25 protein-coding genes are annotated in these 17,444 nt (G+C 72.0%); 2 read left to right on the top strand and 23 right to left on the bottom strand.

Annotated features, from left to right (window positions below):
• Positions 1-16: 16 nt before the first annotated feature.
• From AC27LF_RS42520 to AC27LF_RS42465, 12 genes are all read right to left on the bottom strand, one after another.
• Positions 17-307, bottom strand: coding sequence for a hypothetical protein (locus AC27LF_RS42520; RefSeq protein ID WP_479661368.1), 291 nt, complete (start codon positions 305-307; stop codon positions 17-19).
• The gene (locus AC27LF_RS42515; RefSeq protein ID WP_479661369.1) at positions 304-744 is read right to left on the bottom strand and encodes an ASCH domain-containing protein; all 441 of its coding nucleotides are present in this window, start codon (positions 742-744) and stop codon (positions 304-306) included. Before AC27LF_RS42515 ends, AC27LF_RS42520 begins: the two co-directional genes overlap by 4 nt.
• Entirely contained in the window at positions 741-1,415 is a 675-nt protein-coding gene (locus AC27LF_RS42510; protein ID WP_479661370.1) for a GGDEF domain-containing protein, read from the bottom strand. The genes AC27LF_RS42515 and AC27LF_RS42510 overlap by 4 nt, the downstream gene beginning before the upstream one ends.
• A gap of 473 nt (positions 1,416-1,888) precedes the next feature.
• Positions 1,889-2,167 (bottom strand): hypothetical protein, encoded by a 279-nt coding sequence (locus AC27LF_RS42505; protein ID WP_479661371.1) that lies wholly within the window; start codon positions 2,165-2,167, stop codon positions 1,889-1,891.
• Complete coding sequence (locus AC27LF_RS42500; RefSeq protein WP_479661372.1) at positions 2,164-3,150, bottom strand: AAA family ATPase; 987 nt, start codon at positions 3,148-3,150, stop codon at positions 2,164-2,166. The genes AC27LF_RS42505 and AC27LF_RS42500 overlap by 4 nt, the downstream gene beginning before the upstream one ends.
• Positions 3,147-3,497 carry a hypothetical protein gene (locus tag AC27LF_RS42495; protein WP_479661373.1) on the bottom strand — a complete coding sequence of 117 codons (351 nt, stop codon included), beginning with the start codon at positions 3,495-3,497 and terminating at the stop codon, positions 3,147-3,149. The genes AC27LF_RS42500 and AC27LF_RS42495 overlap by 4 nt, the downstream gene beginning before the upstream one ends.
• Positions 3,494-4,003 carry a hypothetical protein gene (locus AC27LF_RS42490; RefSeq protein ID WP_479661374.1) on the bottom strand — a complete coding sequence of 170 codons (510 nt, stop codon included), beginning with the start codon at positions 4,001-4,003 and terminating at the stop codon, positions 3,494-3,496. The genes AC27LF_RS42495 and AC27LF_RS42490 overlap by 4 nt, the downstream gene beginning before the upstream one ends.
• Before the next feature lie 117 nt (positions 4,004-4,120).
• Positions 4,121-4,546, bottom strand: a complete 426-nt coding sequence (locus AC27LF_RS42485; RefSeq protein ID WP_479661375.1) for an RRQRL motif-containing zinc-binding protein — start codon at positions 4,544-4,546, stop codon at positions 4,121-4,123.
• A gap of 294 nt (positions 4,547-4,840) precedes the next feature.
• A complete protein-coding gene (locus AC27LF_RS42480; RefSeq protein ID WP_479661376.1) occupies positions 4,841-5,044 on the bottom strand; it encodes a hypothetical protein in 204 nt (67 codons plus the stop codon).
• 110 nt (positions 5,045-5,154) lie between these two features.
• Complete coding sequence (locus AC27LF_RS42475) at positions 5,155-5,409, bottom strand: hypothetical protein (RefSeq protein WP_479661377.1); 255 nt, start codon at positions 5,407-5,409, stop codon at positions 5,155-5,157.
• 49 nt (positions 5,410-5,458) lie between these two features.
• Complete coding sequence (locus tag AC27LF_RS42470; protein WP_479661378.1) at positions 5,459-6,250, bottom strand: hypothetical protein; 792 nt, start codon at positions 6,248-6,250, stop codon at positions 5,459-5,461.
• Positions 6,251-6,308: 58 nt separating this feature from the next.
• The gene (locus AC27LF_RS42465; protein ID WP_479661379.1) at positions 6,309-6,800 is read right to left on the bottom strand and encodes a hypothetical protein; all 492 of its coding nucleotides are present in this window, start codon (positions 6,798-6,800) and stop codon (positions 6,309-6,311) included.
• Between the two features lie 233 nt (positions 6,801-7,033).
• On the opposite strand from AC27LF_RS42465, the gene AC27LF_RS42460 reads away from it, so the two are divergent.
• Positions 7,034-7,195, top strand: a complete 162-nt coding sequence (locus AC27LF_RS42460; RefSeq protein ID WP_210595504.1) for a hypothetical protein — start codon at positions 7,034-7,036, stop codon at positions 7,193-7,195.
• A 1-nt stretch (position 7,196) separates the two neighbouring features.
• On the opposite strand, the gene AC27LF_RS42455 is transcribed toward AC27LF_RS42460, so the two are convergent.
• The 4 genes from AC27LF_RS42455 to AC27LF_RS42440 all read right to left on the bottom strand — a co-directional run bounded on the left by AC27LF_RS42455 (position 7,197) and on the right by AC27LF_RS42440 (position 11,923).
• A complete protein-coding gene (locus tag AC27LF_RS42455) occupies positions 7,197-7,385 on the bottom strand; it encodes a hypothetical protein (RefSeq protein ID WP_479661380.1) in 189 nt (62 codons plus the stop codon).
• A 79-nt stretch (positions 7,386-7,464) separates the two neighbouring features.
• Positions 7,465-9,609 carry a chromosome segregation protein ParM gene (locus AC27LF_RS42450; protein ID WP_479661381.1) on the bottom strand — a complete coding sequence of 715 codons (2,145 nt, stop codon included), beginning with the start codon at positions 9,607-9,609 and terminating at the stop codon, positions 7,465-7,467.
• Positions 9,610-9,691: 82 nt separating this feature from the next.
• Positions 9,692-10,111: a conjugal transfer protein TraB gene (locus tag AC27LF_RS42445; protein ID WP_479661382.1), complete on the bottom strand. Its 420-nt coding sequence runs from the start codon at positions 10,109-10,111 to the stop codon at positions 9,692-9,694.
• Positions 10,112-10,132: 21 nt separating this feature from the next.
• Positions 10,133-11,923, bottom strand: coding sequence for an ATP/GTP-binding protein (locus tag AC27LF_RS42440; RefSeq protein ID WP_479661383.1), 1,791 nt, complete (start codon positions 11,921-11,923; stop codon positions 10,133-10,135).
• Between AC27LF_RS42440 and AC27LF_RS42435 the strand changes: the two genes are divergently transcribed.
• Positions 11,897-12,157, top strand: coding sequence for a hypothetical protein (locus AC27LF_RS42435; protein WP_479661384.1), 261 nt, complete (start codon positions 11,897-11,899; stop codon positions 12,155-12,157). The two genes, AC27LF_RS42440 and AC27LF_RS42435, sit on opposite strands and share 27 nt — an antisense overlap.
• A gap of 316 nt (positions 12,158-12,473) precedes the next feature.
• Here the strand turns inward: AC27LF_RS42435 and AC27LF_RS42430 are convergent, their stop codons facing one another.
• The 7 genes from AC27LF_RS42430 to AC27LF_RS42400 all read right to left on the bottom strand — a co-directional run bounded on the left by AC27LF_RS42430 (position 12,474) and on the right by AC27LF_RS42400 (position 17,389).
• On the bottom strand, positions 12,474-12,782 hold the full coding sequence (locus tag AC27LF_RS42430) for a hypothetical protein (RefSeq protein ID WP_333746130.1): 309 nt from the start codon (positions 12,780-12,782) through the stop codon (positions 12,474-12,476).
• Positions 12,779-13,261: a hypothetical protein gene (locus AC27LF_RS42425; protein WP_479661385.1), complete on the bottom strand. Its 483-nt coding sequence runs from the start codon at positions 13,259-13,261 to the stop codon at positions 12,779-12,781. The genes AC27LF_RS42430 and AC27LF_RS42425 overlap by 4 nt, the downstream gene beginning before the upstream one ends.
• Before the next feature lie 115 nt (positions 13,262-13,376).
• Complete coding sequence (locus AC27LF_RS42420; protein WP_479661386.1) at positions 13,377-15,581, bottom strand: hypothetical protein; 2,205 nt, start codon at positions 15,579-15,581, stop codon at positions 13,377-13,379.
• Between the two features lie 54 nt (positions 15,582-15,635).
• Positions 15,636-16,001, bottom strand: coding sequence for a hypothetical protein (locus AC27LF_RS42415; RefSeq protein ID WP_479661387.1), 366 nt, complete (start codon positions 15,999-16,001; stop codon positions 15,636-15,638).
• Positions 16,002-16,106: 105 nt separating this feature from the next.
• Positions 16,107-16,298: a DUF5999 family protein gene (locus AC27LF_RS42410; RefSeq protein WP_479661410.1), complete on the bottom strand. Its 192-nt coding sequence runs from the start codon at positions 16,296-16,298 to the stop codon at positions 16,107-16,109.
• A 198-nt stretch (positions 16,299-16,496) separates the two neighbouring features.
• The gene (locus AC27LF_RS42405) at positions 16,497-16,805 is read right to left on the bottom strand and encodes a WhiB family transcriptional regulator (RefSeq protein ID WP_479661411.1); all 309 of its coding nucleotides are present in this window, start codon (positions 16,803-16,805) and stop codon (positions 16,497-16,499) included.
• An 89-nt stretch (positions 16,806-16,894) separates the two neighbouring features.
• Complete coding sequence (locus tag AC27LF_RS42400) at positions 16,895-17,389, bottom strand: ATP-binding protein (RefSeq protein WP_479661388.1); 495 nt, start codon at positions 17,387-17,389, stop codon at positions 16,895-16,897.
• Positions 17,390-17,444: the final 55 nt, after the last annotated feature.

Genomic DNA, 17,444 nt, shown 5'->3' with positions numbered 1-17,444 from the left:
GTCCTCCAGGTGGAGGTCAGGAGTGGTCGCCTTGCCCCTTGGACTTGGGCTTCGGCGTGAGGTCGGAGGCGAACCGCCCGCGGCGGGCCTCAACGGGGTTGGCGGTGAGCCAGTCCTCTGCGCAGGCTTTGTGCACGGGCTCGCCGGAGTGGGAGCGCATGGGCGTGGGCCGGCCGCACAGCGTGCAGGAGAGGTCCTGCCAGCGGTCGAAGTGCTGTCCGTCGCGCCAGACGAGAAGCTCGCCGGGACCCGGGATCAGGCCCGGCTCGAACGGCGGCTTCTCCTTCTTGCGTCCCGCGCGGGTCACGGCCGGAAGTCGCGCAACTGCTGGAACACCTGCGCCACCAGGTCCGGCTTCGGCTTCCAGGCCGGGAGCGCGCCCGTGGCGGGCACGGGCAGGGCGAGCTCCTGGACGTCGGCGAAGACCAGATGCTGCACGCCGCGCTCCGCCCAGGGGCTGGTGCACTTCTCGGGGCCCTGGTCGGGGTGGCAGTCGATGAGGCGGGCGACGCCGATGACCGCACCGAGGTGCAGTTCGCGGCCCCGGATCGCGGTGGCGACCAGCGGGTCGCGAAGCGCGGGCTTCTCCAGCTTCTGCCCGGCGTGGATCATCATCCAGCCCTGCCACGTCCAGGGGACCGGCCTGTTCTCCGGGTTCTTACCGGCGAGGATGCACGTGGCCCACGGCTGGCGGATCGTGATGCCGCGGATCCAGTCGCCCTCGGGCAGGGTGAGTGGACTCATGCGGCTCGCCCCCAGACTGCCGTGCCCGGACGCCCAGCCCGGCGGCCGTTGATGGACGGCACCGTGGCGTGCTGCTCGGTGGCGAGGGTCGCGCGGCCGGAGTGCTTGCCGTCGTACAGGGCGACGTCGGCGGCCCGCTGCAACACGGTCAGGTCGCGGGTGCCGAGGACGCCAGTGCTCGCGGCGCCGACCGAGGCGGCGACGTCGACGGTGCGGCCGTCCTCGAGGACGACGGGGGTGTGCAGCATCCGGACCAGCTGCGCGAGGCGCTGCTCCAGGCGCGCGGCGGGCACCTGGACAACGGCGGCGAACTCATCGCCTCCGAGGCGGCCGACGGACGCGCGCGGGCCCGCCCACGCGGTCAGCCGGGCGCCGAACGCGGCGAGGACGGCGTCCCCGACCGGGTGCCCCATCGTGTCGTTCACGGCCTTGAAGTGGTCGGCGTCGACCATGACCACGGCCAAGTCGTCGCGGCGGGCCAGGAGCCGGCGGGCGCGGGCGGTGTAGGCGTCGCGGCGCAGCAGCCCGGTCAGCGGGTCCTTGTCCTTACGGGCGAGCTGCGTGAGCAGCACCGTCGCGTGGACTGCCCAGCCGGTCAACGGCACGGCGGCGGTCGTCAGTAAGAGGGTGCGCTGGCCGATCCGGCCCTGAACGCGCAGGAGGGACGACATACTTGGGTTCTCCGTCTCGTCTTGTGCGGGATGGATGGGCCCGGGACAGCCGTCAAGCCGCCAAGCAGAGCGGCTGTCCCGGGCGGAGCTTGCAGCGCGAAGCCGCTGCGGTTGGTCCATCTGACGGGGTTGTGCCAGCGGCCGGCCTTCGCGGCGGGCCACTCCATCTCCCAGCCGGGCCGGAGCCCGGTGGTGAGGGACCACCGCGACCGCCCCGGCCTCCGTCGCGCGGGGGCCGGGGCGGCACGGAGCGTCCGTCACGCCGGTGAGGGCTGGTCAGAACTCCAGGTGGATCGTGATCGGGCGCCGGGGGTCACCGGCGCTGGTGTGGACAGTGCTGCGGTGCGCGGCGAGGCCGGCGCCTCCGCCCTGGATCGGCAGGTGACACTCCGGACAGCCGCGCCACCACTCATCCCCAGCCGGGAGGTCGGCCGGGGTGAGCGGGTGCGGGTGCGGACCGGGAGCAGTTCGGCTCACCGGTCGTCGCCTTCCGGCAGGTGCTGCTGGCCGGCGAGGGCCAGGAGTTCGACGGCGAGGTCCGGCGCGGACAGGATCGTGCGCAGGATCGAGGCGAAGCCGTCGCGTTCGATGGGGTTCAGCCGGTCCCACACAGCGTGTGCGTCGGTGTGGGCGCCGACAGCCTGGAGGTAGGCGTCCTCGGTGGTGACGGTACGTACAGCACCGCACCGGCCACATCGGAAAACGGCCTGGTCCCAGCCGCAGGCGGCGGGGGCTTCGGGCTCGGTGGTCATCCGCGCACCGCCTCCAGGGCCTGCGCTTGAAGGTCGGCGCGGCCCTCAGGGTCGTCGTCCTGGTCGTGGTCGGCGGCCTCCTGGTCGATGTCGTCAAAGCCGCCGTGGACGCTGCAGGCGGTGTCTTCGTGGTTGTCCAACTGGCCGGTGAGCGCGCGGTGGAGGCAGCTGACGCTCCAGGCCGGCGTCCACGCGGAACCCGTGCACTCGGGGTCGAACGGGCAGGGCACCATGACGTCGAAGCCGTAGTCGCCCTCGCCGTCGACGTCCGTGCGCAGGGCGAGGGTGAGGCACAGCTGACCGAGGCGGATCTCCGCGACCCTGTCACCGCCCGCGACGTCGGAGCCGTCCCGCCACTGCCACAGCGGCAGGATCTCGGGGCCGAAGATGCGGCGGACCAGGAGCAGATCACCCAGGCCGTCGCCGCCGTCCAGCCCGAGGTCGGCGTCGCGGGTCTCGCTCAGCCGCCGCAGGAACGGCTCCAGGCGGTAGAGATTCTCCGCGAAGACGACCTCGTTGAAGCCCTCCCCACGCAGCGACTGGTGCGAGTGGACGCGGGCCTTGTGCTGCGCGCGGACCGTGTCGTCGGGGACGGTCCGGTTGTCCGGGCGCGGGACCTGCCGCGCCAGGCACACGTCCTCGGGCGTTGCCAGGACCACCGCGATGGCAGGCATGTTGTGGCGCTTGGCGGCGGCGACCAGCGGGGCCCGCGCGGCGCTGGACACGTTCGTCGCGTCGATGACCGTGTTACGCCGACGGGCCATCCTGCGGTCCACGAGCAGATGCAGGACGTCGACGGCGTCATCGCTGGCCTCTTGGCAGCCCTCGTCTTCGCTCACCCACCCCCGCAGGGAGTCCAGCGAGAGGATCTGAAAGGCGGGCCAGGTGCGGGCGAGCGTCGTCTTCCCGGCCCCGGAGGCGCCGATCAGCACGATCAATGCCCTCTCCGGCAGCTGCGGATACAGCGGCGTCAGCGCGGTCATGCGGATTCTCCTTGCGGGTCGAGGGATCGGGCAGCCCAGTTCAGGCGCTGCCCGGCGTTGTCGGTGAGCAGCGCTGCGGCCTCGTGCAGGGGGCAGGAGGCGTCACCGTCGCGGTCGGGCTCGATCTGCTCCGCCCGCCGCGCGGCGGCGCTGACCACCTGCGCGAGGGCGGGGAAGAGGCCGCCGGGGACGTCGACGTCCTCCTGGAGCTCGCGCAGGATCGCGGCGAGCTCCAGGCCGTCGACGTCGTCGGCGCTCAGGTCGTCCTCGATCTGCTGGAGGGCGAGCTGGGCGATGCCGACCGAGGCGCGGACGCGCTCCAGGCGTGTGCGGGAGCGGACGGTCACCGGGTCGTCGCCTTGGTGGTGGCGATGAGCGCGGCGACCGTTTCCCAGCCGTGGTGCCACGCGCTGTCCAGGTGGAACGCGCCGTTGATTCCGTAGTCGGCCAGGCGGTAGAAGCCGCCCTTGCCGGTCCTGGTGGCGATCTTCTCCAGCAAGCCATTGCCCGGGACGCGGCGGTCCGCGGCGTAGTGGGTGCCGAAGGACACCGCGAGCGCCGCCGCGGCGGCGGCCGGGTGGACTCGGATGCCGAGCGCGCGGGCGCCGGCCCCGGCGATGATCGCCTGCGTGGCCGTATAGGTCAGGCAGTGGTGAAGGCAGGCCTTGCGGCCGTCGGCCGTGCCGTGGACGGTCTTGTCCTCGGTGACCGGGTCCACGTACGTGACCGGCACGTCGTCGGAGGCGCCCTTCACGCGGGCGCAGAAGTCGTTCTGTACCCAGAAGTCACCGACCGCGCTGGCGGCACGGGTCAGTCCGAGCAGGGCGGCGAAGACGGCGGGACGATGCTGCATGCTGGTTCTCTCCTGATCTCGATGGGTGAGGGAGCGGGCGGCCGGCCTTTGCCGGTGCTGCGGCCGCCCGGGTTGTGCGGGCCCCGTCCCGGCCTGGACGGTCGGGACGGGGCTGGCTCACGCGGCCAGCCGGTGAACGGCCGAGGCCGGGAGGGTCATGAGGCTGCTGGGGTCGACGGGCGTGCCGTCGAAGCACTCCAGGCAGCAGCCGAGTTTTTTCGAGAGGCAGATGTAAAAACGCCTCCCGCACTGGCCACAGGTCTGTCTCGCTGCCATCGCCTGATCGAGGGCCCACTCCTGAGCGAGCGTCGGCGTCCGTTTGGGCTTGGCCAGGTCGACGCGGAACAGGCGCCCCCGGGTGGGGTGGTTGCACGACAACCACGGCCGGTAGCCGCACCACTCGCAGCGCAGGATGGCGACCGGCCCACGGCTGCCGTCCGGGCTGCGGTTGTCGCCCGGGCTGAGGTTCATGTCCCGTAACTGGCGCCGGGTGACCAAGCCTTCGGGAACAGCGCCGCGATCAAACTCCGGCAGGATCGCCATGCTGCGCGGTATCCGCTTCACCTCGGGGCGGCGACGCTTCTTCCTGGGGCGCGGCATCACCTGCTCCAGGCGCCGGGCAGCCGATCGGGGCGGTGCGGGTAGCGGGGGCCGGGACGCTGCGGGCGAGGCCGGCCGATCCGGCGGCGCGGGCGGGGGATGAGCACGAGCAGTTCCTCCAGTCGTCGGGTGGACAGCGCTGCGCCCCGCCGACGTCGTGCTGGTGTCGGCGGGGCGCAGCGGGTGGTGCGGCTGGGTTATGCGGCGAGGCCGTGGGCCGTGCGCGTGGGGTTGTTCTCAGCGCGTGGCCGACGCGGGCGTGGTGTGGCCCGGCCGGGGCGTCTCCGGCTGCTGCTGGGGGGCTCCGTGCAGGTGGGTGCCGACCAGGTAGCCGATCAGTAGCCCGCTGATGCCGAAGACCTTGTGGCGGTTGACCTTCCACCAGGTCGGCGCCGGGGGCTCGGTGAGCACGCCTATGACGGCCGGGGCTTTCGCAGCCAAAACGGGGTCTCCTTCTTGCTCGTGGTGGGTGGTGCGTGCGGCCGGGCGGCCTGTCCGGTCCTCGCCCGGCCCCGGGGGCGGGGCGGGCGAGGGCCAGGCAGAGCGTCAGGTCAGCGGGCGGTGCGGAAGCGGCGGGCGGCCCACGACCGCAGCCGGTCGAAGCGGGTCGGGTGGGTGTGCCGCCAGGCGGTGGGCCACACGTCTTGCTCGGTGGGGAAGGAGCGGGACGCGCCGCACGTGCATGTCCAGGCGTACGGCTCGGGGCGGGTGTCGTCGCGGGTCGCGGTGACCTTGGCCTTGGTGCCGTCGTGGCTCCCGTGGAAGGTGCCGACCCAGAACTCGGTCTGCTCCAGCTGCGGCTTCATCAGGTTCCCTTCGGTGCGCGGTGGTGGTGCGGGACGGGGGCGGTGCTGGTCAGCGCTGGAGCGGGTGGACGTTGTCGGGACCGAGGTCGTCGCCCGCCGGAGTGGGGGCGGGGATCGTGGCGTGCAGGTGGAGCGCGGGGTTGAACTGGTACTGCGGCGGGTGGTTGTGGACTACGGGCCGAAGCGTCAGGCCGCGCAGGGCGAACATGCTGGCCAGGGCCCACATGAGGGCGGCGAGCCCGGTGGCGGCGGCGCGGCCCCCGGCCGGGGCGGTGGACCAGATCATGGAGAGGCTGCCGATCCCGAACAGCAGCCAGGCGATGCGGGCTCCGGCGTTGCCGAAGAACCCGCCGACCAGACCGAGCAGGCCGGTCAGCTGCCAGAACGCGTACAGGGCGGCCGGTGCGACGGACAGGTGCGCGGCCTGGTCGGCGAGGAAGAGCCGAATGGGGTGGTCGACCGTGCCCCACAGTCCGCTGCCGTCGCTGGCGCCGGTGGCCGGGATGGCGGACAGGCCCTTGAGCGTGACGGAGGCGATGTCGCCGGCGGCGTCCACCATCAGCACGATGAGGCTGAGCCCGCCGAACAGTGCCGCCGCCTTGATCCAGTTGGCGACCTCGTGCCAGCTGGCGTGCCGGGCCTGGAAGACCTCTTCCCACCGCTGGTAGAGGAAGCCGCCCTCTTCCCAGGACGCCTTCCACGCAGCGCGCACCCGCGCGAACCGCCCGGTGCCGGGCTTGCCTTCGAGTTCGGGGGCCGGGGGCACGGGCGGCAACTGGTCGAACAGGTCGAAGAAGGACGGGTTCTCCTGGCCGTTGACCGGCTTGTCGTTGTTGGGCATGGCGTTGCTGCTCCTTCGGCGAAGGGATCGGTGAGCGGTGCGGGCGGACCGGAGCCGGTCAGCGGATCTCGTTGCGGGTGCGGGCGAAGAACGCCCCGCGCGTGGTGCTGTTGTTGTGGATCTCGGTGTGGTGGGTGACCGGACCCTCGAAGACGTTCTTGGTGACGGCCGCGCGGGCCTTGCTGATCGCGCCGCCGATGGCGGTGGCGGCCATGGCCAGGCCCGCGAACGGCAGAGTGACCATGAGGACGCCGTTCAACGTGACGGAGGACAGGCCCTGGAGCACGAGCCAGGCACCGCAGCCGATGCCGGTGACGCCGGCGCCGACGCCGACGGAGGCCACCGCGATCCCGGCCGCCCAGGCCGGGACGATCCGGTGGTCCTCCTGCCGCACGGGCGGGGTGGTGCCGAAGGCCGGCGGCTCGGTGTCGTCGCGGAACGAGGTGGGGTGGTGGCGTACGGGCTTGCCCGCCCACTCATCGAGCAGACGGCGGGCTTCGGCCGCGGCCTCGGACTCGGGCATGCCGGACTGGGTGTTCAGGGGGTCCATGAGGTTCTCCGATTCACGCGGGAAGGGGCGCGCCCTCCTGGCCGTGGTGGCCGGGAGGGCGCGTGAGGGAGTGGGGGAGTGGCCGCGCGCAACGGCGAAGGGCGTCGCCGGCGTCGTGTCCGGCGGCGCCCTTCGGCGTTGTGCAGCAGGTGAGTTGGGGCTGGCGGGTGGGTAGTCACCGCACCTGCGCCCCGGGCATCCTCGAAGCCGACAGGCGCGGGGAAGGGGATCTGGTGGAGTTCGTCTTCGAGTGCGGGTGGTGCGGCGGGGACAACTTCTTCGTGGGCAAGCAGGTCGGCTTCTGGGTCGACAAGTGGGAGGTGCCCGCGGAGTGGGACTGCCGCTTCTGCGACGGCCTCAACTACACGCACGACCCGCCGTGGACCGAGGCATAGGTCAGAAGCTGGAGATCAGTCCGGCGAGCGAGACGAGGCCGCTGTTGATGGTCGGGGCCAGGCCGGTCGCGGCGAGGGTGAAGCCGAACAGCGTGCAGGCCAGCGCGGAGCCGATGCGGACGTATCCGCCCTTGACCAGGACGACGACGATGATGCCCAGCAGCACGGCGGCGGAGATGGACAGGGCCACGGTGGTGGTGCTCCTTCACAAGAGGTCGGGTGGGGCCGGCCGCGCTCGGGCGACCGGCCCCGGGGATGGATTGGTGTGATCAGGCGTCGGTGAGGTTCTTGATGGCCTCCAGCGCCTGGCGGGTAGAGACGACCTGCTCGGAGCGGCGGCCGCCGCCCTTGGAGCCGCGCCCGCCACCGCCCTTGCCGCCGCCTCCGCCGCCGCGCCGACGGGAGCGGCCCTCGCCCTCGTCGTCCTCGTCGGGCTCGGGCCAGAACTCGCCGGGCCGCACGGGCTCGTTCCAGTCGAACCACAGGCCGCGCTTCTCCAGCTCGCTGATCTCGTAGTCGGTGAGCCGGTTGACCTCGTCGGGGAACAGCTCGGAGAGGTCGGTGTCGAAGTCCGCGTACAGCGACCGCATGAGCACGGCGCGGCCGTTGTCGAGGACGATGACCGCGACGCCGCCCGTGCTGACGCCGTTCTCCGGGTCGGCCTCGCCCTTGATGGCCCGCTCGATCGCGGAGCCTTCGTTGCGGGAGTAGCGGGCCGGGATGGTCGGCACGTCGTAGGCGTTCTCCATGGTGCCCTCCGCCGCCTTGCGGGTGGCGCCGGGCGAACCCATGTTGAAGATGACCGGGCGGCTGTTCTGCCGCAGGTTGTCCTTCATCTCCGTGGAGAAGCCGTTGTGCGCGAACGGCGACTGGCCCGCGGGGTTGAAGCCGATGCCGTACTTCAGCCCGGTGACCGTGAGGTCGTCTCCGTCCGTCTGGATGAACTCGCCGAAGTCCGAGTCCTGCGCTGCGGTCATGAACTCATCCGCGTACACGTTCAGCTGCCGGTACGGGCAGCGCGTGTCACCCGGCTTGTAGTCGTGCGGCTCGCCGTCGTGCGGCCAGGGCATCTCCGCCCTGATCTCGCACAGCGCCTTCGCCGCCCGCAGCTGCCGCGCCATCCACAGCGCGTTCGAGCCCTGCCGGTCGATGTACCGACCGAGCACCGTGGTCTTTTCGTCCTTGCGGACGGTGGACAGCCACACCACCTGGCCGTCCAGGGACTGGGCGGCCATGTTGATCGCGAAGTACTGCGTCTTGCCGGAACGGGACACACCCAGGATGAGGCCGTGGGCTGCGGCGTTCTTGTCGTGCTGGTACACCATGCTCTTCACCGGCTGGCCGGTGATGGTGAACCCGCACACGTACATGCCCTTGGCGTCCGGGGTGAGCAGTTCGCGGGTGGCGGGGAAGATCGCGCTGAGCGGCGGGGTGTCGAACGCGCTGATCAGGAACTCAGCTCCGTCGATGAGGACGAACACGCAGGAGTCGTCCTCGGGCAGGTTCAGCGCGCGGCAGACCTTGGCCAGGTCGATGCGCGGGGTCTCGGTGGAGTCGGCCATCTTCGCCCGGTAGAAGGTGACCCCGCGTTCGTCGTCGCGGGTCTTGTGGACCAGCTCGGAGCCGGGGGCGCCGCCCTTGGGTCCGCCGACCCGGTCCGTCCAGCGCTCCTGCGCGGTCGGCTTGGTACGGCGCCGGGCGTTGGCGTCGGGGGTGATGCGTGCCTCCATCCAGCCGGGCCCGCCCTGGCGGCCGGGCTGGATGGCGACCTCCGCCAGGACGACGTCGCTGGAGTGCACGCCGAACGGCGCGGCGACCACGGCCTCCGACAGGCCGGTGATCGGCCGTCCGGTCTCCGAGGCGCGCAGCAGGATCGTCATGTCGTGCCGCTGTCCGTCGTGCCGGGTGGCCTTGACGATGTGTGTGCGGCCGGGCATCCCGGCCTGCTCCCACAGCACCCGGGCGTCGCGGGTGAGCAGGTCGGCTCCGTCGTCCGGCTGCGCCAACGACTCCTCGAGGACTTCGGCGGGCGCCGGCTGCGGGGCCGGGGCGGCGAGGGCGGGACGGTGACGGCGGCGGGTGTGCCGGGAGAACGGCATCACCAGGTAGCCGGCCGCCGCCCATCCAGCGGCGAGCAGCCCGTCCATCCAGTACGGGCCGAAGCCGCCTGTGTGCCCGGCGGCGACGTCGACGGCGGCGGCCAGGACCAGCGGGGACCAGCGCAGGATCTTGCGTCCGGCGCCGGGCTCATCGCTCTTGGCGGCCAGGAACCAGCCGCCGATCCCGGCCGCGCCGGCGAGCTGCACGACCTGGTTGACGGGGCTGTCGGGGTAGAGGTTCGGGGCCACGGCCAGCACGGGCGCGGCGAGGGTGTAGGCGAGGCGTTCGAGCGCGACACTGCGCGGCGTGGTCACCGGCTTCTCCTTCGGCGAATGAGCACGGGCGGCCCCGCGTTGTGCGGGGCCGCCCGTGGCGGGGTGGGTTGGGGGAGCGGGGTCAGTCGTTGAAGAAGCCCGGCTTGGGCGTCCTCTCCCGCCGGTTGGAGCGGATGTCGTCCAGCGCGCCGTACAGCTTCGAGTGGGTCCGCTTGGTCTCGTAGGTGAGGTCGGCGGTCTCCTGCGCGGTGTCGGCCAGCTTCTTGACCTGCACCCCGGCGCCCCCGAGGGCGACACCGACGTTGCTGGTCAGCTCCACGAACTTCGGGTCCAGTTCCGCGTTGGCGACGTCGCGGGCCGCGTCCTCGGCACGCTTGCGGTTCTTCGCGATGCTGCGCACGAGTTCCTCCAGGCCGAGCCCGGCGTCATCGAGCGCGCGCCCGAGGGCATCGAGCTTGGCCTGGACGGCCTTGTAGCGGTTGTCGCCGTCGGCCACGGCGGGCGCCGCGCCGCTGGGGCGGGGTGCGAGATCGCTGCTCATCAGCGGGTTTCCTCCCTCTTCCTAGTCGTGGTGGGCTGCGGCCGACGTGTACTTCAGGCCCGCGTCTTCCTTCGCGGCCATGTCCTGGCCGTACACGCGGGCGACCATCGCGGCCGCGAGCTTGGCGGCCTCCAGGGCCAGCCCGCACTCGGACGCGCACCGTTCGGCCAGCTGCTTCAACCGGGCCGCGGAGTCGGCCAGGTCCGAGATCAGCTCGGTGACCTCGGTGCTGACGTTGTGGTCACCGATCAGATCGGCGGCCATGTCCCGCAGGGCGTCGGCGACCTTGTCCAGGGCCTCCGCGAGGGCTTCGGCCCGCTCCTGGTCGGACGCGGCCTGGATGGCGATGTTCGCCATCTCCATCAGGTACTCGCCGAACGTGATGTCCGTGCGGTGCTGGGCTCCGAGGCCCCCCGCGCCGGACGGCCTGCTGACCTCCGAACTGCTCACGCTGCTCCCTTCCGTGCTGGTCGGCCGACTGGTGCCGGGCCGTGCGGTGTGCCGCTCCGGCGCGGGCGGCAGGCCCCTCACGCCGGTCGTCATGGCCGCGGGCCCGTCCGGGACGATGTCCGCGTCGACGATGTCGTCCTCGCCCTTGCTGTCCGTGCGCGGCGAGCGGGCCGGACGGCCAAGCCACTCCCACGTCGGCGTGGAGTCCTCCTCGCCGAACGGGCTGTCCGCCGGACGGCCACGCCGACCGGCACGACCCGTACGACCACGCCCCGTCCGGCCGGTGCGACCCGTGCGGCGGGTACGTCCGCGCCGTCCGGCCCGGCCCGTGCTGCCGGTGCGCCGACGCCGGAACCGGCGCCGCTTCTTCGCACCGTCAGACGCCCCGTCACCGGCCGTTGAGTCCTTGCCCGGCTCATCGCCCGCCTTGCCGTCCTTCGCGGCGCTGGAGGCCCCGTCAGGGCCGTCCTTGGGGGACTTCCCGTCCTTGCCGTCGGCGCTCTTGCCGTCGTCGGTGCCCTTGCCCTTGGAGTCCTTGTCCTTGTCCTTGGTCAGGCTCACCTTCTCGGTGCCGGCCTTCGCGTCCTTCGCGTCCGCGGCGGCCTTCGCGTCGGCGCGGCGCTTGTCGAAGCGGCGCTGGGCTTCCTCACCGACGGCCTGACCCAGCGTGGTGCGGCCCGAGTCGGCCGACGCCGCGGCTTCCCGCTTCGCCTTCCGTGCCTCCGCCCGCTCCGTCTTCTTGGCCCGGCGGTCCTCCCACGCCTGCTGCCGCTGGGCGCGCGCCTGGTCGCGGTCCTTGCTCCGGTCCGCGACGCCGGCGGCGTGCCCGGCGCTGCGCCGCTCCTGCCGCCCGGCCTGCCGGACCCCGGCGCGCTCCTGGCGGCCGCGGGCCCGCTCAGCACGGGCGCCGGACGCCGGACTTGCGCCGTCGCCCTTCGAGTTGCCGCCCCGGCCAGAGCTGCCAGAGCCCGTCTGAGAGCCTTTCGACCCCCCGGACGAACCTCCGCGCCCAGGACCGGATGCACGGCCGCCAGAGCCCGTCTGAGAGCCCTTCGTGCCGCCCTTGCCGCCTCCGCTGCCCCCTGCCGATCCGGACCCCGAACGCCCGCCGGGGCCTCCGGAGTTGGAGCCACGTGACCCGGGCCCCTTGGAGCCGGGACCCGAGCTGTTGCGAGACGGACCGCTGCCGCCACCGCCGCGCGAGGACCCGCCCCCGCCGCCGGCCTTCGAGCGGCCCTTGTCCGCCCCCAGGCCGGAGCCGGACGCTTTCGTGCGGTCGGCGTCGGCCTTTCCGCGCGCCGCCGCTTTGTCGCCCTTCGCTTTCATCATCGCGGCGTGGAGCTTTCCGTTCTGCTCCATCATCGCGACTTCTTGCGCGGTGCGGCCCTCCAGCAGCGCAGCCTTCCGCGCTATTTCAGCCTCACGGAAAGGCGCTTCGCTTTCATGGTTGGTCCGCGCCCTTTCCAGCCGGAATTCCAACCAGTCACCGAGACGGTCAGCGAGAGAACGAGGCTGTTCGTATTCTCCTTCCTCGTATTCGCCGTCATCTTCGCTGATTTCTGGTGCCGGAATTCCTTCAGAGCGCAGGGCCGCTGACGGGTCCGGGGCTGCCGGAATCGTCGGCAGTTCCATCGTCGTCTCTTCCGGCGACTCCGGCGGCGCTGGGGGAATGTCTTCCGGCGGCGGAATGGTGTCGCCGTAATCCGGGATCGGCGGTGGCACGTACGTGGAATCACCGCTCCAGGGGCCCTGGACCAGGGTCCCGGTGCCGTCCTCATCGGACACGGTGCGCCTCCCTCCTGGGACTTGACAGAGCGTGGGGTCTTGTGTGCACGCGTGTGCACGTGCACGTGTGCACGCTTTACGCGCGCGAGGCCCCGCCGGAGCCCGGCGGGGCCTTCGCTGGTGACGTTCAGTTACGCGGGGGGTGCTTCGCCACGACCTGCTCCGCGTACTGCAGCAGGTCGTTCCAGATCCGTCCGTTGCCCTCCACCCGCTGGTCCAGCGCCGTGATGAACAGGCGGCAGATCAGCGCGAATCCGGAGTAGACGTCGCCGCGACCGGCTTTGACGTCCTTGGCCATTCGGGATCGTGCCAGGCGGAGCCAGAATTCCATCTGCCCTGCCTCGCCGCGAGATTCGCGGGCTTTCGTCGCCTCTTCCTTCAGCCAGTTCTGACGCCGTTCGGCGGACCGTTCGGCACTGCTGAGGGGGCGGTTCACGCCGACTCCCTCTTACCGAGGTCGTAAATCGACGTGGGACCACCACTGTACCCGGAATTCTGGCTCTGTCCACCCTGCTGCGGCGGAGTGGGAGCGGCCTGGAGCGACGGCGGGTTCTTCTTCCGCTGCTTTTCCAGCTCCTTTTCCTTCCTGTCCTTGGCCGTATTCACCACGTTCTCGTCGTGGGCGCGGCGCTTATAGGCGCTCTTTTCCAGGCCCTCGGTGAGGTTGTTCAGGTTCTTGAGCACGTTCCCGAGGGCCTTTTCGACGGGCATCGCGCGCATCCTGGCGTGGTACCAGCGGTCGCCCTCCACGTGCGTGTCGCGCAGGTGCACGCGGGTCTCGTGCGCGAGGGTCTCCAGGTTCTTGCCGATGTCCAGCAGGACCCGCTGAACGTCGGCCAGGTACCGGGCGGTTGCCTCCGGGCTCTGCGCGACGTCGCGCAGAGGTGCGTAATTCGGGTCGTTGTTGCTGTTCACGGCGGGGATTCCCTCCTGGTGTACTGGTGGGGCTGTCGACTGCTTCCGGCAGTCGCAGCGAGGGCCAGCCCAGGTCGAATGGGCTGGCCCTCACTGCTGTGTGCCGGACGGTGGATCAGCGCAGGTGCTTGTCCGCGTCCTCGGGACGCAGCAGGCCGGCCTCCTTCAGCAGCCGGACCGCGCGGGACTGGTTGACGCTGAGCTTGGTGCGGGCCTGGTAGAGCGTGACGAAGCCGTCCTCGTCTCGCGGCAGGTTCTGTACGAGCGGCAGGAGTTCAGCGTCCGTCCGTACAGGCGTACCGGGACGGTCCGCACCCGCCGTACCGCTGGTTCCGGTTGCGGGAGAGGACGCGGCGCCCGTACCTGTACGGGCCTCCGGAACACCCTCACCGCCGGACTGTGTACGGACGCTGACCGTGCCGGTACGCGCCTGTACGGCCGCACTGGCCGTACCGGTACGCCCCACAGTCGCTGTACCTGTACGCCGCGCCCCGTCAGGAGCGGTGTGTACGCCGTCTGTACGGTCGCTGTACGGCCTGGTCACCGCCGCTTCGGACCCGTCATCGTGCGGCGGGTGCGAGGCGGGGCGTACAGGGTCCGTACCGTCGCGTCCGGTGCCCATTTCCTCCGGCCGGACCGAGCTGTGAGCGATGTACAGGCCGGGGCTCGCGGCCCCTGTACGGCTGGACGAAGTGCCGTCCGTTCCGTCGGTCCGCGAGTGCGTACCTGTACGGGCGGGCGTTCCGTTTCCGCTGTCCGTACCGGTACGGCCGACCGCAGCAGGCGTACTGCCGTGGCTGTTCGTACCGTCGTCGTGCATGAGCGTGTGGACGCGCCAGATGACGGCCACGAAGATCAGTACGACGAACGTGGTCAGCTGCCACGGTGCCGACTGGCCTTCCTTGACGATGTGCGCCTGCTCGGACAGGTGGTACGTCACGTTCGCCGACGCCATCAGCAGCAGCGCGTAGGGGATGTCCTTCTTGGCGCGGAAGGCGGTGACGCAGTAGACGTCGATGCTGACCGGCAGCAGCGGGGCGACGTACTGGTTGATGCCGACCATGCGGGCCAGCTCGTACTCGCCGGAGGCGGCGAGCCCGACGCCGGCGGCGAGCGCGATCCACGGGGCGGTCTTCCATGCCTTGCGGCTGAGGTTCTGCTGCCAGCCGCGGAAGCGGGAGTTGGCCCGCTTCGCCTCCCGGGCCTCATCGAGCAGCCGGCGGGCGCGGGCCTCATCGGCCTGCGCCCGCTCGGTGATGCCCTTGGCCTTGCGCTGCGCCTCCGTGGTGATGCGGTCGGCCTCCTTCTGCGCGGCCTCCCGCAGCTGCACCGCGACGGTCTTGGCTTCCTCCCGCAGCCGCTCGCGCTGCTTGTCGCACGCCTGCTTGAGCCCGGCGAGTTCGTCGGCGAGGGCCTTGCGCTTGGTCGCGGCCTCCGTGTCGAACTGGTCGGTGAGCTCGCGCAGCTTCTCGCGCAGCTCGGTGCGGGCCTGCTCCGCCTCGGTGTGCGCGGTGGCAACGTGCTGGTCGGCCTCGCGGCGCCGGTCGTCGGCGGCCTTGACCGCGTCCGCGTACAGCGCCTCCGCCTCCGCCCGGCGGCCGTCGTACTGTTCGGCGGCCGTCGCCGCGAGCTGGGCGAACCGCTCGCGGGCCTGGTCGACCTCCCGCTGCGCAGCCGCCACCAGTTCGTCGGCCTGCTCCTGGGCGCGGGCGAGGATCTGCCCGGCCTCGAGGCGGCGCTGGTCGACCAGGGCGCTGATCTCGGTGAGATCGGCCTCCGCCAGGCGCCGCAGCTCGGCAACCGCCTTGCCGGTCGCCTCACGGTCGGTGGCGACCAGCTCGGTCAGGTCGGCGACCTGCGCGCGGGCCTCCTTCACGAGGGTCTCGGCACGGTCGCGGGCCTCCGCCAGGAGCCGGTCGGCCTCACCGCGCGCCGCCTCCAGGTCGTTCTTGGCCGCCGTGCGCTGGGCGGTGGCCTCCCGGTCGGCGTCGGCGGTGATGCCCGCGGCGCGGCTCTGCGCCTCGGTCATCAGCGCGGTGACCTTCGCGTGCGTGTCGGCGACGGTGCGCGCGGCCGCGCTCTCGGCTTCCGCCTGGAGGGCGGCGGCCTGCTCGCGTGCGGTGTCGATGACGTCGGCGGCCCGGTCCCGGGCGTCCGCGACGGGGTCCGGCGCTTCGAAGGCCTCCTCCGTCTCCGTGGTCCCGGCAGGGGTCTCGGGAGCGTCGGGGGTGGGGGAGGCAGTGGGCTGCGGAGTCGGACGGGTTGCCGCCGCCTTCTTACGGGCGGTGGGCCTCTTGTTGCGGGTTCGAGTGGCGGCCACGCCGCCTCCTTCCAGGTCGTTGCCGCCCGGGGGCGGCGGTTCACGGGGGTTCGGTCAGTCGCGCTGGGCGGGCAGCTCCGCACGCTGGTTGGCGGTCGCGTGCTGCTGGGTCAGCCAGGCGATGGCGGCCGCGGTCATGTCGTCGGCCGCGCCGTCGGTGTTGAGCGGGGCGGTGTCGATGTCGCGCATCGCGTCGACGGCCGGCAGCAGCCGCATGTAGTCGCCGCTGGCCTCGTGGACGAAGCGGCCGGTGGCCACGGCGACCAGGTCGTAGGTGCCCTCCGTCCAGGACCGCTGGACCTTGCACACGAAGGTGTGGCCGGCCTGCCCGGTCCAGAACATCTCCGGGTCGCGGTACAGGACGAACTGGCCCTGCTTGTACCTGATCGCGGGGGTGGTGCTCTTGGCGCTGTCGCGCACGGCAACTCCTTGGCAGCTCACGTGGTCCGGGCTGTCCGGCTCCCCGTCACCGCCCGTCCCGGCCGCCAGGTGTTCGGCGGTCGGTGCGGGCGGATCAGGCAACCGTCAGGCCACGACCGCGAGGTGCCGGTGCGGGGCGACGACCTGGCCGTCGGGGAGCAGCTCCCCGGTGTCCTCGAAGAGCAGGACGCCGTTGCACAGCAGGCTCCAGCCCTGCTCCGGGTGGGCGGACACGACGTGCGCGGCCTCGCGGTCCGAGCTGGTGGCCGACGGACAGGTCGGCGTGTGCGTGCACAGCGAAGTCGGCAGCTGCCGGGCCAGGCTGGTGACGGTGGGGGTGGTGCTGTCCATGAGGTCTCCCGGGGAGGAAGGAAGCCCGAGGCTTTCCCGGGCTGGAGACATGCGAAAGGCCGGCCGCCCGCACCACGGGCGGCTGGCCTGGTTGAACGGCGTGGTGCGGGCTGGGAGTTGGCTGTCGCTCCCGTACGGCGGGCGTCAGGCGGCCGCGGCGCGCTTGCGGGCCTCGCGGCGCTTGAGGGAGCGGCGTTCCTTCTCGGACATCCCGCCCCACACGCCCGCGGCCTCGCCCCGCTCCAGCGCGCCCTCGAGGCAGCTCTCGATCAGGGGGCAGCGGCGGCAGACGGCCTTGGCCTCCTCGATCTGGAGCAGCGCCGGGCCGGTGTCGCCGATCGGGAAGAACAGCTCGGGGTCCTCCTTGGCGCAGGCGGCGCGGGGCGGCTCGATCGCGTCGGTGGAGACCGGCGCGTAGGCGTGGCTGCGGACGAGGGCGACGGACACTCGCATCTTCATTTGTGCCTCCCGGCAGGTCTGGGTGCGAGTCAGCCCCGGGGCGATATCCCCGGGGCTGGCTCGTGTGTTGGCGGCGGGCTGAGCTACTTGGCGGCGGCGATGTTGCAGCGGATCTGCTTGCCGACCGGCGAGGGCGCGATGTCCCAGCCGGGCGCGAGCATGTCCAGCAGACCCAGGCCTCGCCCGGACTCCGCGTTGTCGCTGTCCATCGCCACCGCGCTGCGGCGGGGCAGCAGATCGGCGGCGGGGTCGTGCACGTTCACCTGGACGCTGCGCCCGGTGACGTACACCTCTACGACCAGCGGCACGTGATCGCCGCAGGCCCGCACGGCGTTGCCGAGCAGCTCGGAGACGAGCCACTCAGCGGTGTCGGCGGTCGCCTGGCCGGCCCCGTACGTCTTCAGCACGGACACGGTCAGACCGCGCACCGTGCTGAAGACGGACTCGGAGGCGGTGATGTGGGCGACGAAGCCACGGTCGCGGTGCTGGACGTACAGGCCGGGGACGCAGGCCGGCAGCTCCGGCCGCTGCGAACGGCGCTGGTCGTCCATGCGGGCCCGGCGCAACATGTCGTCCATGTCCGGGCTGCTGTCTGCCCGTGCACCAGGAGGCGCGGGAGATGTCATGATGGGA

The organism is Streptomyces diversicolor (assembly GCF_057537855.1).
The sequence above is the reverse complement of the archived record's forward strand: the minus strand, read 5'-3'. Positions and strand labels throughout refer to the sequence as shown.

What these genes read in the sequence shown, in the direction of transcription:
- AC27LF_RS42515 (WP_479661369.1), bottom strand. Translation starts at nt 744, where the DNA reads ATGAGTCCACTCACCCTGCCCGAGGGCGACTGGATCCGCGGCATCACG.
- AC27LF_RS42510 (WP_479661370.1), bottom strand. Translation starts at nt 1,415, where the DNA reads ATGTCGTCCCTCCTGCGCGTTCAGGGCCGGATCGGCCAGCGCACCCTC.
- AC27LF_RS42505 (WP_479661371.1), bottom strand. Translation starts at nt 2,167, where the DNA reads ATGACCACCGAGCCCGAAGCCCCCGCCGCCTGCGGCTGGGACCAGGCC.
- AC27LF_RS42500 (WP_479661372.1), bottom strand. Translation starts at nt 3,150, where the DNA reads ATGACCGCGCTGACGCCGCTGTATCCGCAGCTGCCGGAGAGGGCATTG.
- AC27LF_RS42490 (WP_479661374.1), bottom strand. Translation starts at nt 4,003, where the DNA reads ATGCAGCATCGTCCCGCCGTCTTCGCCGCCCTGCTCGGACTGACCCGT.
- AC27LF_RS42485 (WP_479661375.1), bottom strand. Translation starts at nt 4,546, where the DNA reads ATGGCGATCCTGCCGGAGTTTGATCGCGGCGCTGTTCCCGAAGGCTTG.
- AC27LF_RS42475 (WP_479661377.1), bottom strand. Translation starts at nt 5,409, where the DNA reads ATGAAGCCGCAGCTGGAGCAGACCGAGTTCTGGGTCGGCACCTTCCAC.
- AC27LF_RS42470 (WP_479661378.1), bottom strand. Translation starts at nt 6,250, where the DNA reads ATGCCCAACAACGACAAGCCGGTCAACGGCCAGGAGAACCCGTCCTTC.
- AC27LF_RS42465 (WP_479661379.1), bottom strand. Translation starts at nt 6,800, where the DNA reads ATGGACCCCCTGAACACCCAGTCCGGCATGCCCGAGTCCGAGGCCGCG.
- AC27LF_RS42445 (WP_479661382.1), bottom strand. Translation starts at nt 10,111, where the DNA reads ATGAGCAGCGATCTCGCACCCCGCCCCAGCGGCGCGGCGCCCGCCGTG.
- AC27LF_RS42440 (WP_479661383.1), bottom strand. Translation starts at nt 11,923, where the DNA reads ATGATGGAGCAGAACGGAAAGCTCCACGCCGCGATGATGAAAGCGAAG.
- AC27LF_RS42405 (WP_479661411.1), bottom strand. Translation starts at nt 16,805, where the DNA reads ATGCGAGTGTCCGTCGCCCTCGTCCGCAGCCACGCCTACGCGCCGGTC.
- AC27LF_RS42400 (WP_479661388.1), bottom strand. Translation starts at nt 17,389, where the DNA reads ATGGACGACATGTTGCGCCGGGCCCGCATGGACGACCAGCGCCGTTCG.